The 15,732-nt window shown below is 73.1% G+C and carries 13 protein-coding genes; 8 read left to right on the top strand and 5 right to left on the bottom strand.

Going from position 1 to position 15,732, the window contains the following annotated elements:
• The first annotated feature begins 698 nt into the window (after nt 1-698).
• Complete coding sequence (locus ACWEKM_RS13965) at nt 699-1,139, top strand: SPW repeat protein (protein ID WP_451621410.1); 441 nt, start codon at nt 699-701, stop codon at nt 1,137-1,139.
• Between the two features lie 442 nt (nt 1,140-1,581).
• Nucleotides 1,582-4,305 (top strand): glycosyl hydrolase 2 galactose-binding domain-containing protein, encoded by a 2,724-nt coding sequence (locus tag ACWEKM_RS13960; protein ID WP_451621409.1) that lies wholly within the window; start codon nt 1,582-1,584, stop codon nt 4,303-4,305.
• A 195-nt stretch (nt 4,306-4,500) separates the two neighbouring features.
• Here the strand turns inward: ACWEKM_RS13960 and ACWEKM_RS13955 are convergent, their stop codons facing one another.
• Nucleotides 4,501-5,286, bottom strand: a complete 786-nt coding sequence (locus tag ACWEKM_RS13955; RefSeq protein WP_451621408.1) for a GNAT family N-acetyltransferase — start codon at nt 5,284-5,286, stop codon at nt 4,501-4,503.
• 102 nt (nt 5,287-5,388) lie between these two features.
• On the opposite strand from ACWEKM_RS13955, the gene ACWEKM_RS13950 reads away from it, so the two are divergent.
• Complete coding sequence (locus ACWEKM_RS13950; RefSeq protein ID WP_451621407.1) at nt 5,389-5,556, top strand: hypothetical protein; 168 nt, start codon at nt 5,389-5,391, stop codon at nt 5,554-5,556.
• Nucleotides 5,557-5,751: 195 nt separating this feature from the next.
• Here ACWEKM_RS13950 and ACWEKM_RS13945 read toward each other — a convergent pair whose 3' ends face one another.
• The gene (locus tag ACWEKM_RS13945) at nt 5,752-6,447 is read right to left on the bottom strand and encodes a chaplin (RefSeq protein WP_451621406.1); all 696 of its coding nucleotides are present in this window, start codon (nt 6,445-6,447) and stop codon (nt 5,752-5,754) included.
• Between the two features lie 235 nt (nt 6,448-6,682).
• On the opposite strand from ACWEKM_RS13945, the gene ACWEKM_RS13940 reads away from it, so the two are divergent.
• Entirely contained in the window at nt 6,683-8,251 is a 1,569-nt protein-coding gene (locus ACWEKM_RS13940) for an alpha/beta hydrolase (RefSeq protein WP_451621405.1), read from the top strand.
• Between the two features lie 145 nt (nt 8,252-8,396).
• On the top strand, nt 8,397-8,912 hold the full coding sequence (locus tag ACWEKM_RS13935; RefSeq protein WP_451621460.1) for a DUF4232 domain-containing protein: 516 nt from the start codon (nt 8,397-8,399) through the stop codon (nt 8,910-8,912).
• Here ACWEKM_RS13935 and asnB read toward each other — a convergent pair.
• Both asnB and ACWEKM_RS13925 read right to left on the bottom strand, forming a co-directional pair.
• On the bottom strand, nt 8,905-10,746 hold the full coding sequence (gene asnB / locus ACWEKM_RS13930) for an asparagine synthase (glutamine-hydrolyzing) (protein WP_451621404.1): 1,842 nt from the start codon (nt 10,744-10,746) through the stop codon (nt 8,905-8,907). The two genes, ACWEKM_RS13935 and asnB, sit on opposite strands and share 8 nt — an antisense overlap.
• A gap of 505 nt (nt 10,747-11,251) precedes the next feature.
• Nucleotides 11,252-11,677, bottom strand: coding sequence for a hypothetical protein (locus tag ACWEKM_RS13925; RefSeq protein ID WP_451621403.1), 426 nt, complete (start codon nt 11,675-11,677; stop codon nt 11,252-11,254).
• Between the two features lie 115 nt (nt 11,678-11,792).
• Between ACWEKM_RS13925 and ACWEKM_RS13920 the strand changes: the two genes are divergently transcribed.
• Complete coding sequence (locus tag ACWEKM_RS13920) at nt 11,793-12,887, top strand: baeRF3 domain-containing protein (protein ID WP_451621402.1); 1,095 nt, start codon at nt 11,793-11,795, stop codon at nt 12,885-12,887.
• A gap of 122 nt (nt 12,888-13,009) precedes the next feature.
• Nucleotides 13,010-13,993, top strand: a complete 984-nt coding sequence (locus ACWEKM_RS13915) for a Gfo/Idh/MocA family protein (RefSeq protein ID WP_451621459.1) — start codon at nt 13,010-13,012, stop codon at nt 13,991-13,993.
• Nucleotides 13,994-14,116: 123 nt separating this feature from the next.
• Here ACWEKM_RS13915 and ACWEKM_RS13910 read toward each other — a convergent pair whose 3' ends face one another.
• Nucleotides 14,117-14,530, bottom strand: a complete 414-nt coding sequence (locus tag ACWEKM_RS13910) for an SsgA family sporulation/cell division regulator (RefSeq protein WP_451621401.1) — start codon at nt 14,528-14,530, stop codon at nt 14,117-14,119.
• A 379-nt stretch (nt 14,531-14,909) separates the two neighbouring features.
• Here ACWEKM_RS13910 and ACWEKM_RS13905 point away from each other — a divergent pair.
• Nucleotides 14,910-15,732: PAS domain-containing protein (locus tag ACWEKM_RS13905; RefSeq protein ID WP_451621400.1), on the top strand; the 823-nt coding region annotated here is incomplete at its 3' end.

The following is a 15,732-nucleotide window of genomic DNA, read 5'->3' as shown; positions in this document are numbered from 1 at the left end:
GCCTCCTGCACGCCCTGTTCGGCAGCGGCGACGTACCGGGGCGGCCTCGGCTCGCCGCCGACCATCGCCGCTGGTCGGCACCGGTGTACGCGTCGACACAGAGGCGAGGTCCGGTCTGTGCTCGATCGGGTTCCGCTCCGCCAGGCGCTGCACCGTCTCCCACCGCACCGGCGCCGGTCGCCGGGCCTCGCCTCCCCCACAGACCTGACGGCGACTCAGGTCGCCCGTGCACCGGAGAGATCCGGGCACGGTGGCCAGTCATGTCCGGTGCGGCCTGCGGCAGTTGTGGCACCTTCTCGGCCTGCGGGCGGGGCGGAGATGTCGGCGCCGACGCGGGCGAGCGTCCGCGAGGCCCGTCCACGAGGGCTATCCGCGAGGGCGGGCCGACGCAACTGACAGGCGGCCGAGTGGCGTTGGGGGCGGACGGCGCCGGGCACCTCGGTCGTCGGTCCGGGCCCGCGCCATGGAACGGGCGGCGGCGCCCAGCTGACGGGCCGGGCGCCGTCGGGGAGGTGTCGGACGTCCCGGGGCCGCGCGGCGCGCACCCCGGATCGGTCGTTCGCCGTTCCACCGATGCGGACCGCATGGACCCGCCCCCTACACATAAAGGTGAAATAAGGGCAGAATGCAGATAAGCGGCTCTTACCGCATACCGCATCAGACGCGGTTCAGCCTGCAAGTCAAGAAGGAGACGAGTCATGGCCGATGTCTCGCACACCAGAGGTGACATAACGAGCCACCCTGATGTCTCCGAAATGCGGGAACGCTACGCCCGCATGCTCGGCGGTCGCGATGTGGCACTCGTGGACGGACCGGTGTTCCTGCTCGGTCTGTACTGCGCGGCGTCACCGTGGATCCTCCACTACACGACCAGCCAGCCCGCGCTCATGACCCACAACCTGATCATGGGCATCGCGATAGGGCTGCTGGCTCTGGGGTTCACCAGGGCACCGGAGCGGATGTACGGGCTCAGCTGGGCCATGTGCGCCCTGGGCATCTGGATGATCATCGCGCCGTGGATCGTCGGCAGCAGCCCGGACGCCGGCGTCGTGATCAACAACGTCGTCATCGGCGCGCTGGCCTTGCTCCTCGGGCTGATCTGCGCCGGTACGGCGGCCAAGAGCAAGCCCAAGGCGTAGCGGCACCGAAGCGTCCTTCGGAAGGGAGGATGCGGGGCCGGCCCGATGCGGCCGGCCCCGCCAGACCCCGACAGTCCGCTCCCCGGTCCGGTCCGGCCCGGCGACACGGCGCCGGCCAGGGCTCCTGCGGCGGCGGACTGCCGGTCTCGATCAGCGACTTGAGGTGGGACAGCACCGTCGGCCGGCCGGAGGACACGTCCCTCAGCTCACCCTCGCCGTCGAGAGCCACGGGGCAGAGGTGGTTTGCCGCTTTTCCCTCCCCCCGCCGCACCGCGCCCACCAGGTTGCCGTCCTCCAGCCCGGCGACGTGCCGCGTGACACCCAAGTCCCGCGGCGCCCAGCGCGATTGACACGGCCCACGCGGTGATTGACACACCCCTCGACGGACCCTAGCTTGGCGCGAGTTAGTAAAGTTTCCTAACTTTACGAGGCTGGAGACGCCGTGTTCCCTCGCCCCGCCGCCCGACACCGCCTCGCCGCCTCCGCCGTGGCCCTCGGTCTGCTCTGCCCGCTCGCCGTCGGCGCCTGGGCCGGGCCCCGGAACCCGTCTCCGGCGGTGGGACACCAGCTGAAGGTGACCCGCGTCCCCGCGGCGGCGGGCACGCACACCCCGTTGTCCGGCTACGCGATCCAGTCGACCGCGAAAGTGGGCGACTCCCCGGCGGCCGTGTCCTCCCCCGGCTACCCGGCGGCCGGCTGGTACCCCGCGGGCCCCCGCTCGACCGTGCTCGCCGCGCTGCTCGCCGCCGGTGTGTACGCCGACCCGTTCTTCTCCGCCAACCAGCGGCAGATCCCCGAGGCCGACTTCCGGGTCCCGTGGTGGTACCGCTCGGACTTCACGGTCACCGACACCACCCAGCGCACCTACCTCGACTTCAGCGGCGTGATCTCGGCCGCGGACGTCTATGTGAACGGGCGCCGGGTGGCCACGGCGACGGATGTCGCCGGCGCCTACACCCGTCACGAACTGGACATCACCGCGCTGGTGCGCACCGGCACCAACACGGTCGCCTTCCGCGTCCTGCCCAATGACCCGACCCGGCAGCTCACCATGGGCTGGCTCGACTGGCTCCAGCCGCCGCCCGACGCCAACATGGGCATCGTGCGCGACGTCCTGGTCCGTCGCGGCGGCCCGGTCGCGCTGCGTGACGCACACGTGCTGACCCGCCTGGACCTGCCCTCGCCGGCCACCGCCGACCTCACCGTCGAGGCGCAGGCCCGCAACGACTCCGACGCGCCCGTCATCGCCGAGGTCACCGGCAGCGTCGCCGGGGTCGCCCTCCGCAAGGCCGTACCGCTCGCCGCGCACGAGTCGAAGACGGTCGCCTTCACCCCCGCGGACGTGCCCGGCCTGCACCTGACCTCGCCCCGGGTGTGGTGGCCGGCCGGCCTGGGCGGGCAGCCCCTGTACGACCTCGATCTGACCGCGTCCGTATCCGACACCCCCTCGGACACGGCGCACCAGACCTTCGGGATCCGCGACGTCCGGGCTCCCCTGAACGCCGACGGCGCCCGCGAGTACCGGATCAACGGGCGCAGGCTGCTGATCAAGGGCGGCGGCTGGTCGCCGGACGAGTTCCTGCGCTGGGACCGGACCTATGCCGAGGACCGCCTGAAGTACGCCCTCGACCTGGGGCTGAACACCATCCGTCTGGAAGGCAAGATCGAGCCCGACGAGTTCTTCGACCTGGCCGACCGGCACGGCGTCCTCACGCTGCCCGGCTGGGAGTGCTGCGACAAGTGGGAGGGGCAGGTCAACGGCAGCGAGTCGGGCGAACGGTGGAGCGCCGCCGACTACCCGGTCGCCAAGGCGTCGATGGCCGCCGAGGCCGCCCGGCTGCGCAACCACCCGAGCGTGATCTCCTTCCTCATCGGCAGCGACTTCGCGCCGGACGCCACGATCGAGCGGAACTACCTGGACGCCCTGCGGGCAGCCGACTGGCCGGCCCCGGTGGTGCCCGCCGCCTCCGACAAGTCCTCGCCGCGGCTGGGTCGTTCGGGCATGAAGATGACCGGGCCCTACGACTGGGTCCCACCGGCGTACTGGTACGCCAAGCGCGAGGGCGGCGCCACCGGCTTCAACTCCGAGACCAGCGCGGGCCCGGACATTCCCACCCTCGACACCCTGCGCCGGATGCTGACCCCCGCCGAGCTGGCCGCTCTCTGGAAGGACCCGGGCGCCCGGCAGTATCACCGCTCCCCCTCGGCGACGTTCGGCACCCTCAGCCTCCACAACGCCGCGCTCACCGGCCGCTACGGCGCCCCGCGTGATCTCGCCGACTATGTGCGCAAGGCACAGTTGTTGCAGTACGAGAACGTACGCGCCCAGTTCGAGGCGTACGGGCGGGCCGCCACGGACGCCTCGAAGCCCGCGACCGGGCTGGTCTACTGGATGTTCAACAGCGGCTGGACATCCCTGCACTGGCAACTGACGGACCGTTATCTCGACCAGGGCGGCGCCTACTTCGGTGCGAAGAAGGCGAACGAGCCGCTGCACGTCCAGTACTCGTACGACGACCGCTCAGTGGTCGTCGTCAACAACCGCCGCTCCCCCACCGGCCCGCTCACCGCACGGGCCACGCTGTTCACCACGGACGGCACCCCGGTGTACGACCGGACCGTGTCGGGGGTGCGCGTGCCCGGCGACGGGGCGCACGCCACGGCTCTCACCCTGCCCGCGTCGGTGAACGGGCTGACGCCGACATATCTGGCCCGGCTGGTCCTGACCGACGCGGCGGGCCGGGAGGTGAGCCGGAACGTGTACTGGCTCTCCACCCGGCCCGACACCCTCGACTGGGCCCGCACCGACTGGTACCACACGCCGACCACGAGCCACGCCGATCTGACAGGGCTCGGCCGGATGGCCCCGGCCCCCGTGTCGGCCAAGGCCGCCACGGTGTCGTCGGACGGCCTGTCGACGACGACGGTGACGCTGCGCAACGCGGGGCGCGGGCGGACGCCGTCGCTGCTGACGGACGTCCATCTCATCGACGCCGCCGGCGTTCCGGTGCTGCCGGTGCGCTGGTCGGACAACCAGGTCACGCTGTGGCCGGGCGAGACGGCGAGGCTGACCGCCGTCTACCGGACATCCGATCTGCGCGGCTCCGCGCCGCGAGTGCGCGTCTCGGGCTGGAACACGCCCGAACGGACCGTGGCCGCGCGCTGACCGAGGACAGCGGTGCCGAGTGCCGACGCCACCGAGCCAGGCGTAGGACGAGGCCGTGCGTGCCCGCTCGGCGCCGGGTTCGGGGCCGCCGACACCTGGGGACCCGACTGGCGCGGACACACCGCCGTACCGCGCGCGTCGGCGCCCGCGTACCACCCTGACCGGGCCCGGCCGAGCCCGGGGCGCCGACAGGCCCTACGCCTCGTACAGATAGGGCGTCGTGGTGGTCAGGGCGTGGAAGCCGAGGCGTTCGAGGACGCGACGGCTCATCGGCAACGCGTCGACCTGGAGGTAGCGGTAGCCGCGGGCCTCGGCGGCGCGGGCGCGGTGGGCGATCAGGGTGCGGTACACGCCGCGGCCCCGCCAGTGTTCGAGGGTGCCGCCGCCCCACAGCCCGGCGAACCGCGTCCCGGGCACCGGCTCCAGCCGGGCGGCGCTCACCGGTTCGTCCCCGGCGAGGGCGACGACCGCGACGAGCGAGCCGGGGTCGGCGGCGAGCCGGGTCAGCAGCCGGTGGCGCAGCTCGCTCCCGTCCGCGCCGAACACGTTCTCGTGCACCTCGACCACGCGCTCGATGCCGGCCGCATCATCGGCCCGCAGGACGCGGACGCCCGCGGGCGGTTCGGCGTCCGCGGTCAGCGCGACCACCTCGGCGGTCTCGGCGACCATCAGCGTCTCCTCGGGCTCGGGCGTGAACCCGGCCGCGATGAGCCGGGATCCGAGGTCGGCGGGGAGGTCGTGACCGTGCAGCTTCCACTCGAACGCGTGCCGGAGCGCGGTGTAGTGCGCGACCTGCCCGGCGATCGCCGCGTCCGCGTCCGTACCGTCCAGGTCGGACCACAGGACGCCGTTCCAGCCCTGGGCACCGGCGACCTGCCGGACCACGGTCGCGGTGCGCTCGATCCGGGCGTCGGGTCCGTCGGGCCGTGCGTTCTTGCGCATGTCCCCGTCGTAATGGGCGAGTACCGCTGCGTGGTCCATGCGCCCAGTCCAACATCAAGGACCGGGCGCGGCAACGGAATTGATCACGGTCTGCGCTCTGCGGTCGGCGTGGGCGTCCGCGTCCGGTACGGCAGGACCGCTGTGTCGGAACCGGCCGACACCGATGCGGCCACCCCGTCGCGGACCACCGTCCACGACGCGGGTATCACCGCCGGTTCCCTGGACGGCGGCGGGCCCGACGGCCGTGGCGTGCGCCCGGAGCCGTACCGCAAGAAGGGGCATCCGCCATGCTGCGGGCGCTGCCGGTGAACGAGGTGACGCCCGGGGTCCGCGTCGAGGGGCCGGGGCCGGAGTCGGCCGAGGAGGTGCGCATGTCGCACCGGAGGTTCCAGGGGGCCGCGGTCCGACCGGGGCGTCGGCCGGTGCGCCGACCGGCGGCCGTGGCGGACGGGCCGGGGGCGCGGTCCGGGCGCCGGGGTCGGGAGCGCCGCCTCCGGGGAGGGGTCAACTCCGGGCTCCCGGGCGGTAGCGGCGGTACAGGGCGGCGCCGGAGAGCAGCAGGGCCGCGCTCGCCGCGACCGCGGGGGCGGTCAGATCGGTGCCCGTGTGGGCGAGGGCGGCGTCGGCCGGCGGGGCGGCGGGACGGGGCGCCGTCGGCGCGGGGTGGTGCGCCCGGGGCGGGGCGGGCGGGGTCGTCGGCGGCTTGGCGGGCGGTTGCGGGGTGGGCTTCGCCGGAGGGCCGCCGGGGGTGTTCGCGGACTCGTTGCCGACGGCCGGGTTGCCGACGCCGACCACGTTCACGGTGTTGCCGCTGACGTTGACCGGGAGATGGACCGGCACCTGGATGCCGTTGCCGGAGACCACGCCCGGGGAATCCTTGCCCACGCCCTGGGCGGACGCCCCGCCCGACGAGGCCGCCCCGCCGCTCCCGACGCCGGCGCCGCTCCCGACGCCGACGCCACCCCGGTTGGCGCACGTGTTGCCCGCGGCCGGGTTGAGGAGCCCCGCCACGTTCACGGTGTTGCCGCACACGTTCACCGGGATGTGCACCGGGAGCTGGATGGTGTTGCCGGAGAGCACGCCCGGCGAGCCGGCGGCGGCACCGTCCGCCGCGGAATCCGCGTGCGCCGGGATCGTCACGGCCATCGCGCCGGAGGCGGCGGCGACGGCGATCACACCGTTTCGGGTAACCCGTTTCATCGGCTCCTGCCTTCCTGACATGGTCACGGGCGCTCGCCCGCATCGGATTAAACGCGGACGACCCATCCGAGTTATGGCTTATCGTCCTTTCACCCCATCGAGCGACACGGTTATCGAACCATGCGTGAATCCCCCGAATGCCGTCCCAGGCGTCCGGAGGCGAGCATTCCGCGGGCCGCCTATGGTGATCGGGAGCGCTGCCCCGGTCCGCAGCGGGGCACCCTTGGAGGCATCGATGCTGGCCAAGCTGTCCAAGCGGCCCGCCGTCCAGCGCTGTGCGGGCGCCGGAGCCGTCACGCTGGCGCTGCTCGGCGCGGGGCTGCCCGCGGGGGCCGCCACCCCGCCCCAGCCCGACCTGTCGCGCTTCTACGATCAGCGGGTCACCTGGTCGGCCTGCGGGGGCACCGCGGGCGCCAAGGGCCTGCAGTGCGGAAAGGTGACGGTCCCGCTCGACTATGCGCGGCCCGGCGCGGGCACGCTCGAGTTGGCGCTGGCTCGCCGCCCGGCGACCGGGAAGTCGCTGGGCTCCCTGGTGCTGAACTTCGGCGGCCCGGGCGGCGCGGGCGTCAGCACGCTCGCCGCCTCCGGCAAGGACTACCTGGCCCTGACCGACGGCTACGACGTGGTCACCTTCGATCCGCGCGGCGTCGGCCGCTCCTCGCCCGTCAGCTGCGGCGAGGGCACCGACAAGGCCACGGCCACGGCGGGGGACACCGCCGACCAGCACGATCCTCAAGCACTCATGACGTTGCTGCGCAAGGCCGCCGCCGAGTGCGCCCGCTACTCCGGCCCCGTCCTGCCCCACATAGGCACCATCAACGTCTCCCGGGACCTCGACGTCATACGCCAGGCCCTCGGCGACAAGAAGCTCAACTATCTCGGCTTCTCCTACGGCACCCGGATAGGCGCGGTCTACGCCGCCCAGTTCCCCGGCGAGGTGGGCCGGATGGCGCTGGACGGCGTGGACACCCTCACCGAACCCCTCTCCGAGCAGGGACTGGCGGGTGCCGAGGGGCAGCAGACCGCGCTGGACGACTTCCTGGACTGGTGCGTGAAGGACCGGGGCTGCCCCTTCGGCCGGGACCGCCGCACGGCCGGGGACCAGGTCCTGAAGCTGGTGCGTTCGCTCGACGCGCATCCGGTGCCGACCGGCTTCGGCGGCCGGTACTCCGGCCAGGACCTGGTGGGCGCCCTCGGGCAGGGCCTCTACAGCGAGAAGCTGTGGCCCTCGCTCGAACGCGCTGTGCTCTCCCTCCTCGACGACGGTGACACGCGCAGGTTGGAGACCTTCGGGGCGGGCGGGGCGGCGCCGTCGCACCGGTCCGGCGGCGGACTCGTGGCGGAGGCGGACGTCCCCGTGGACAACCTGTCCGCCGCGCTGATGGCGGTCAACTGCGCCGACGACCCGGACCGCCCCGGCACCGGACAGATCACCAGGGACATCACGCGGCTGCGCGCCGCGTACGAGAAGGCGTCACCCGTCTTCGGCCGGCACCGGCTGGCCGAGTTGCTGATGTGCTATGGACGTCCCAGGGGCACGGACTTCATCCGCGACCGGGTCAAGGACGTCGACACGTCGAAGATGCTCCTGGTGGGCACCCGCGGCGACCCCGCCACGCCGTACCGCTGGACCGTGGAGACCGCCCACCGGCTCGGCCCGTCGGCCGTGGTGCTCGACAACAAGGGAGAGGGCCACACCGGTTACTCGTCCTCCAAGTGCGTGCACCGCAAGGTCGACGACTTCCTGCTGTACGGCTCCCTGCCCGCCGACGGGAGTTCCTGCCCGGCGGACCGGGCGGAGTGACGCCGCGTTCCGGCGCGGCCCCGCGGTGACCCGGGCGGGTGACGGACGCCGGTCCGCCACAACCTCCCGGCCCTCCCGGCCGTCACACCGAGTGGGCGGGCGGGTCCCGCCGTAGTGGCATCGACCGACCCAGGGGGAATCCATGATGCGCATCCGTACCGCCGCGACCGTGCCGGCCGTCGTCCTCGCCGCGACGTCCCTGCTGCTCGCCGCGCCGCACGGCCCGCCGGCCGCCCGCGGCACCGTCTGTCCGGAGCGGGCCCTGACCGTGCGGGCGGCGGTGGCGTCCGCCGATCCGACCGTGGTGCGGCTCGATGTCACCAACCGCTCCGGCCGCGCCTGCACCGTCGACCGCGTGCCCACGGTCACCTTCGGCGATCTGGACGGCGCGGCCCTGCCGGTGCCCGACGGCGCGGTCGGCACCTACCGGATCGGCGCGGGCCGCACCGCGTACGCCGCCGTGCGGACCATCGCCGACCCGGCGGACCCGCAGGCCCGCCGGGTGGACGCGATCGCCGTGGCCGCGGACCCGGGTCATCGGGGGCGCGTGTTCACGGCGGCGGAGCTGGGCGCGGGCGGGGCCGTGCGGGTGTGGGAGCCGGTGACGACCTGGTGGCAGCCGTCGGCGGCGGCCGCAGACCGGGCGATCGGGCTCAGCTGAGCGTCAGCTCGGGCGCGTACATGTCCAGCCAGAGCGCCAGATCGAGGGTGCGTTCCAGGCCGTGCCGGGCCGCCTGGGAGCGCGCGGGCAGTTCCCGTTGGGCCGCCCGGTCGGTCTGCTCCCGGTCGACGAGCTCGAACACCGGGTGGTCGGTCCGGGCCAGCAGCTCCTTGGCCTGTTCCTGGAGGGCGAGGCCGTACCGGGGGTCCTGGGTGGACGGGTAGGGGCTCTTGACCCGCTCGTACACGGACTGCGGGATGACGTCGGCGCTCGCCTCGCGGAGCAGGCTCTTCTCCCGGCCGTCGAAGGACTTCAGGGACCAGGGCGTGTTGTAGACGTACTCGACGAGCCGGTGGTCGCAGTAGGGCACCCGCACCTCCAGACCGACGGCCATGCTCATCCGGTCCTTCCGGTCGAGCAGGGCGCGCACGAAACGGGTCAGGTGAAGGTTGCAGACGCGGCGCATCCGGTACTCGAAGTCGCTCTCGCCGTCGAGCCGGCCGATGCCGGCGACGGCGGTGCGGTAGGCGTCGGCGATGTACGCGTCCAGGTCCAGGGTCTCGGCCAGGTCCGGGCGCAGGACGTCGGTGTCCCTGCCGAAGTGCCGGTTCGACATGGCGAGCCAGGGGAAGGTGTCGGCGCTCCGGGCCTGCTCGTCGAAGAACTGCTGGTAGCCGCCGAAGACCTCGTCGGCGGACTCGCCGGACAGGGCGACCGTGGACTGGTCGCGGACGGCTTGGAACAGCAGGTAGAGCGAGGCGTCCAGGTCGCCGAAGCCGGCGGGCAGGTCGCGGGCGCGCAGCACCTTCGCCCGGACGGCGGGGTCGGCGAGGGCCTGGGCGTCGAGGACGATGTCGTGGTGGTCGGTGCCGGCGAGGCGGGCCACGTCGTGCACGAACGGGGTGTCCGGAGTGGCGCGCAGTCCGTCGGGCACGAAGTGGTCGGTCTGTCCGGCGAAGTCGACGGCGAAGCTGCGCACCTTCTCGCCCTGTTCGGCGAGTTGGCGGGCGGCGAGCGCGGTCATGGCGGAGGAGTCGAGGCCGCCCGAGAGCAGGGTGCAGCGCGGCACGTCGGCCACCAGCTGGCGGCGCACGATGTCGTCGAGGAGGTCGCGGACACGGGCCACGGTGGTGGTCCGGTCGTCGGTGTGCGGCCGGGTCTCCAGCCGCCAGTAGGTGCGGGTGCGCAGTCCGGTGCGGTCGACGGTGACGACGGTGCCGGGCTCCACCTCGCGCATGCCCTCCCACACAGCGTGCCCGGGCGTCCTGACCATGGTGAACAGCTCGCGCAGCCCGTCCAGGCCCACCCGGGGCCTGACCAGCGGGTTGGCGAGGATCGCCTTGGGTTCGGAGCCGAACAGGACGCCGTCGGGCGTCGGGTAGTAGATGAAGGGCTTGACGCCCATACGGTCGCGGATCATCACGAGCTTGTCGTGGCGGCCGTCCCAGACGGCGAAGGCGAACATGCCGTTGAGTCGCTCGGCGAGTCCGTCGCCCCATTCGAGGTAGCCGCGCAGGACGACCTCGGTGTCGGAGCCGGTGGTGAAGCGGTGCCCGCGCCCGGTCAACCGCTGTCGAAGTTCGGTGAAGTTGTATGCCTCGCCCGAGTAGACCAGCGCCACGGTTCCCTGCGGCGTGGTGACCGTCATGGGCTGCCGACCGCCGGGCAGATCGATGATGGCGAGCCTGCAATGGCCCAGGGCGGCGGGACCGTCGATCCAGGTGCCGCGGTCGTCCGGGCCGCGGCAGGCCATCGTCTCGGTCATCGCGTCCAAGGTCGCGGCCTCGGCGAGCAGGTCGCGGTCGAAGGAAACCCAGCCGGTGATGCCGCACATGCCTTTCCTCCTGCCTCCGGGCCGGCGTCGGCACCTCGCTCACCTGCGTTTTCGTAGGCGGGTTCCGTCGACCGCCGAACCAGTTGTAACTAGCATCTACTTTACGTAGCGTGCGCTGCCGGGGCCGGGGCGGTCAACGCGGCCGCACCACGCACCCCCGTCCGGGCCACGCTTTCGGCACGCTTTCGGCCGCGCTTTGCCCGCGCGAGGCCCGCGTTTCGCGGGCCCTACCACGCCCGACCCGCCAGGAACCGGCCACCGGCAAAAACTTCCCCAAACGCCGAGCATCTCCGCCCAGCACCTCCGCCCGGCGCCTCACCATCCGCCGGCTCCGGTGATGGCGGGTTCGACCCGGGATACGCCCGGTTTCCGTGCACGCGCCCGAACCCTGCCGTGCGCGCGTCCAGACACTGCCGTGCACGCCCGGGTCCCGCTGGTGCGCGCCGGGGCCCTCCCGTCGTCCGCCATCTCCACTCGCCCCGCCCGGCGTGGGCGCCCGTCGCCGTCACCGGCGTTCGCCGGGGATGTCGCATGTGTGCCCCTGGGACGCCCGGCCCGCCTGCCGCCCGGGCGGCCGTATCGCCTGACGCAGCACCCGGACGACACCTTCGGGGTCGGCGACGGAGACGACGAGGCGGGCATAGGGGGCACTGGAGGGCCACAGGTCGACCACGACGACCGGGCCGTGCTCGCGCACCGCGACCAGGTCGCGGCCCTCGGGATGACGCCACTCGCCCACACAGAAGCGGTCGGGCAACCAGCGGCCGAAGCGCGGCAGGCCGCGCAGCGCGCGCCACCAGTCGGGCTCGACCGTCGCGTCACGCACCGCCGCGAGCGGAACACGGACCGCCCGCACGCGCCGGACCAGCAGCCGCTCCGGTACGCCGAGGCGGACGACCAGGTCGCGTCCGTCGACGGCCGGTCGAGCCATTCGCGCCCACCTCCCGATCGCCGTCCGCCGGCCGCGCCACACCGGCAAGACCTCCTCGGATATGTAAATGAATACCCCAAATGCCCGATCTGCGAATCCGCCCTATCGTGCTCTTATGGAGCACGCACTCAGCCCCTCGACCCTCGCCGAACTGCGGCGCCCGCGCCCCTATCCCGCAGTGTCCGTGCTGACGCCGACGCACCGCCGCGAGCCCGACAACACCCAGGATCCGGTCCGGCTGCGCAATGTGGTGGCCGTGGCCAAGAAGCAGCTGGAGTCCGACCCCGCGGTCACCCGGGAGCGGCGCGCCGACGTCGTCGACCAGCTCGACCGGGCCCTCACCGAGGTGGATCTGGCGCACTCCGAGGACGGCCTGGTGATCTTCGCCGCGCCGGGCGAACACCAGGTGTGGTCGCTGGCCCGTACCGTCCCGGAGCGGGTGGTGCTCTCGGACACCTTCCTGACCCGCAACCTGGTCTCCGCGCACGCGGCCGAGCGGCCGTTCTGGGTGCTGTCGGTCTCCGCCGACCGCGTCACCCTGTGGGACGGCGGAGTCGACCGGGTCGTGGAGGCCCGCGTCGGCGGTCTCCCGCTGTCCCGGGGCCGGGAGAACTTCGACGCCGAACGCCAGGAGCGCATCGGCGACTTCCCGAGTACCTTCCGCGACGAGGACACCCGACACTTCCTGCGGGTGGCGGACACGGCGATGACCGCCGTGCTGCGCGAGCGCCCGAGGCCGCTGTACGTCACCGGCGAGCAGGCCGCGCTGTCCCTGCTGGACGAGGTCGGCGGGGTCGCGCGTCAGGCCGTGCACATCCCGCACGGCGGGCTGGCGAGCGGCACTCCCGAAGCCGTGTGGCAGGCGATCCGGCCGGTGGTCGACGCCGAGGCCGGGAAGTCCGCCGACCGGGTCGCCCGGGAACTGGACGCGGCCCGTGGCCGCAAGGAGTTCGCGGCGGGCGTGGACGAGGTCTGGAAGAGCGCGCGCGAGGGCCGGGTCCGGCTGCTCGCCGTCGAGGAGAACTACCGGGTGACCGTCCGCGACGACGGCGATCATCTGATCCCCGCCGAGAGCGGCGACCTCGACGCCCGCGAGGACGTCGTGGACGAGATCGTGGAGCAGTGCCTGGAGACCGGCGCCGACGTGCGCTTCGTACCGGACGGCACGCTGGACGACGCGCGCGGCATCGCGGGGGTGCTGAGGTACTGACGGCACGCCGCCCGGCCCGGACGGCCGGCGCCCCTGTGCGTACGCTACGGCGTGATCGTCGGCCGGGAGAGAAGGCGCACATGGGTGAGCTGCTGGGCGTCGCGGTACTGGGTGCCGGACACATGGGCGCCGATCACATACGTCGACTTGCTCATGTGGTGAGCGGCGCCAGGGTGGCCGCCGTGGCCGATCCCGACACCGGGCGTGCGCAGGAGGCGGTGGCGGGCCTGGACGGCGTCTCGGTGCATGCGGAGGCGGCGCCCGCGCTGGACGCGCCCGGTGTGGGCGCCGTCCTGATCGCCTCGCCCGACCCCACGCACGAGGAGGCCCTGCTGGCCGCCTTCGACCGCGGCCTGCCGGTCCTGTGCGAGAAGCCCATGGCGCCCGACTCCACAGGGGCGCTGAGGGTGCTGGAGGCGGAGGCCGGGCTGGGCCGGCGGCTCGCGCAGATCGGGTTCATGCGGCGCTACGACGCCGAGTACCGGCGTCTGAAGTCCCTGCTGGACGGCGGCAGTCTGGGACGTCCGCTGATGCTGCACTGCACCCATCGCAACGTCTCCTCGCCGCCCGGCTTCACCAGCGCCATGCTGATCGACAGCTCCGTGTCGCACGAGATCGACGCGGCCCGCTGGCTGCTCGGCCAGGAGCTGACCGCCGTGACCGTGCTGCGCCCCGCGCCCTCGTCCGGTGCCCCGCAAGGTCTGGCCGACCCGCAGTTCGTGGTCTTCGAGGCCGAGCAGGGCGCCCTCGTGGACGTGGAGGTGTTCGTCAACTGCGGCTTCGGCTACCAGGTGCGCTGCGAGGCCGTCTGCGAGGCGGGCAGCGCCCGGATCGGCGCCGAGCACACCATGGTGGTCACCGCCCGAGGCGGCACCCGGGAGGATGTGGCGCAGGACTACATCGTCCGGTTCGCCGACGCCTACGACCGTGAACTGCGGGCCTGGGTCGACGCCACCCGCCGGGGACGGGTCACCGGTCCGAGCGTGTGGGACGGCTATGCCGCCTCCGTCGTCGCCGAGGCCGGGATCCAGGCGCTGGAGACGGGCCGCCGTACGACCGTCGAACTCGCCCCGCGCCCCGCCCTGTACGCCGACGCCGACCGCTGACCCCACACCCCGCCCTGTACGCCGGTCCGGCCATCGACCCCTCGCCCCGGACCGCACGCCCGTCCCGGCCTCGGCCCCGGGGCGGACCGCCGCCCCGGGGTTCGGGCCGTCGGCCGACGACCGTCACACGCCGCCGAACAGCGCGCCGAGCCCGCGTTCGACGACCGTCTCGATGTCCTCCTCCCCTGCCGCCACCACGGCGTAGCTGCGCCGCAGGAAGCCGCGGAGCGCGCTGGTGTCGAACTCGAGCAGGGCGACGCCTTGCGGCGCATGGAACTCCAGCAGCGTGCATGTGCCTCCGTACGGCCGGACCCGCACGTCACCGCACCCGGTGGGGGCGGCCAGCCCCGCGTCCAGCAGGGAGCGGGCGAAGGTCCAGGTGACGCCCTCGCCGTCGAGGGCCGCCTCCGGTGGGAAGTCGACGAAGACCGCGAGCGGGTCCCGCACGGTGTACCGGAGCGTGGCGGGCACGAGGACCTCCCGGTCCTCGGCGGTGATCAGTCGCGCGCGGGCGGGCTGCCGGATGCTGGTGTCCATACAGATACGAGCACGACAGCCCCGGTCGTAGGACACCTTGAGCGACACCCCACGATGTGTTGTGCGTCACCGCACGAAACAGGCATGAACGCGAGGGCACGCCCATGGGTCGAACACGTGGTCGCGCGCTCCGCCGACAGCCCTGGCGATCCGTCAACGAGCGTACGGCGACTACGACTTGCCCGCCCGACCGGGTACGCCGAAAGCACTGGTCGACCACGCCATGAAGACTCTGACATATGCCAGAAGCACCACCGTATCGTGTGTTGCCAAATCCCTTACGGGGCGTCGCGGGCTGTGCGACAGTCGTAACCGGTCCCCCGGGCCCCCAGGCCCCCAGTTCTCCTTGTGCCGTACCGTCCCCGCATCGGAGTGCGTCATGCCGTCCCACCTCTCTGCGGATCGCCCAGCCGCCCAGCCGCCGGGGCGCGGCTCGGTCGAGGCGCTGATCACGCAGACGCGGCGACTCAAGGGCGAGGTGGACGCCGTGCGCAGGGACACGCACGGCGACGGCACGGATCCGCAGGAACGCTGGCAGCGCGCCCTGTACGACCTGGCGCTGCACCAACTCAACGATCTGGACGAGCACTTGGCGCAGCTGCGGGACGGCCCGCCGCCGGTAGCTCCCGACCCGGCACAACCCGCGCCCCGATCCCTCGGCCCGGCGGCGTCCGTCCCGGCACCGACCGGCTCGCTGCTCAGCCGGGTCGGCAGCGCGGAGTGGAATCTGCTGACGGACGAGGCCAGTTGGTCCGGTGAGCTGTACCAGATCCTCGGCCGTGACCCGGCCACGCCCGCGCTCACCCTGGACGAGCTGCCGTCCCTGGTCCTCGACGGGGACCGCCTGAGACTCACGGCGATGGTCACCGACTGCCTCGTCGACGCCAAGCCGATCGACGGGGAGTTCCGCCTCGTACGGCCCGACGGATCCGTGCGGACCGTACACATGATGGGCGAGCCCGTGCTGGACGCCGACGGCAGTACCGCCTCGATGTGGGCCGTCCTGCGCGACGTCAGCGAACTGCGGCGCAGCCAGCGGACGGTGAGCGAGACCCGGGACTCATTGCAGCGCCACCGTCAGCAGGCGCAGACCGAGCACCGGCTCGCGGCCGAACTGCAGGAGGCCGTGCTGCCCCCGTGGCACGGCCTGCCGGGGCCCGCGCACCAAGGGCCGCGGTCCCTGGACGTCGCGGCCCGCCGGC

This window comes from Streptomyces sp. NPDC004752, assembly GCF_053601275.1.
Note: the sequence above shows the minus strand (reverse complement) of the source record. Positions and strands in the feature narration are given on the sequence as shown.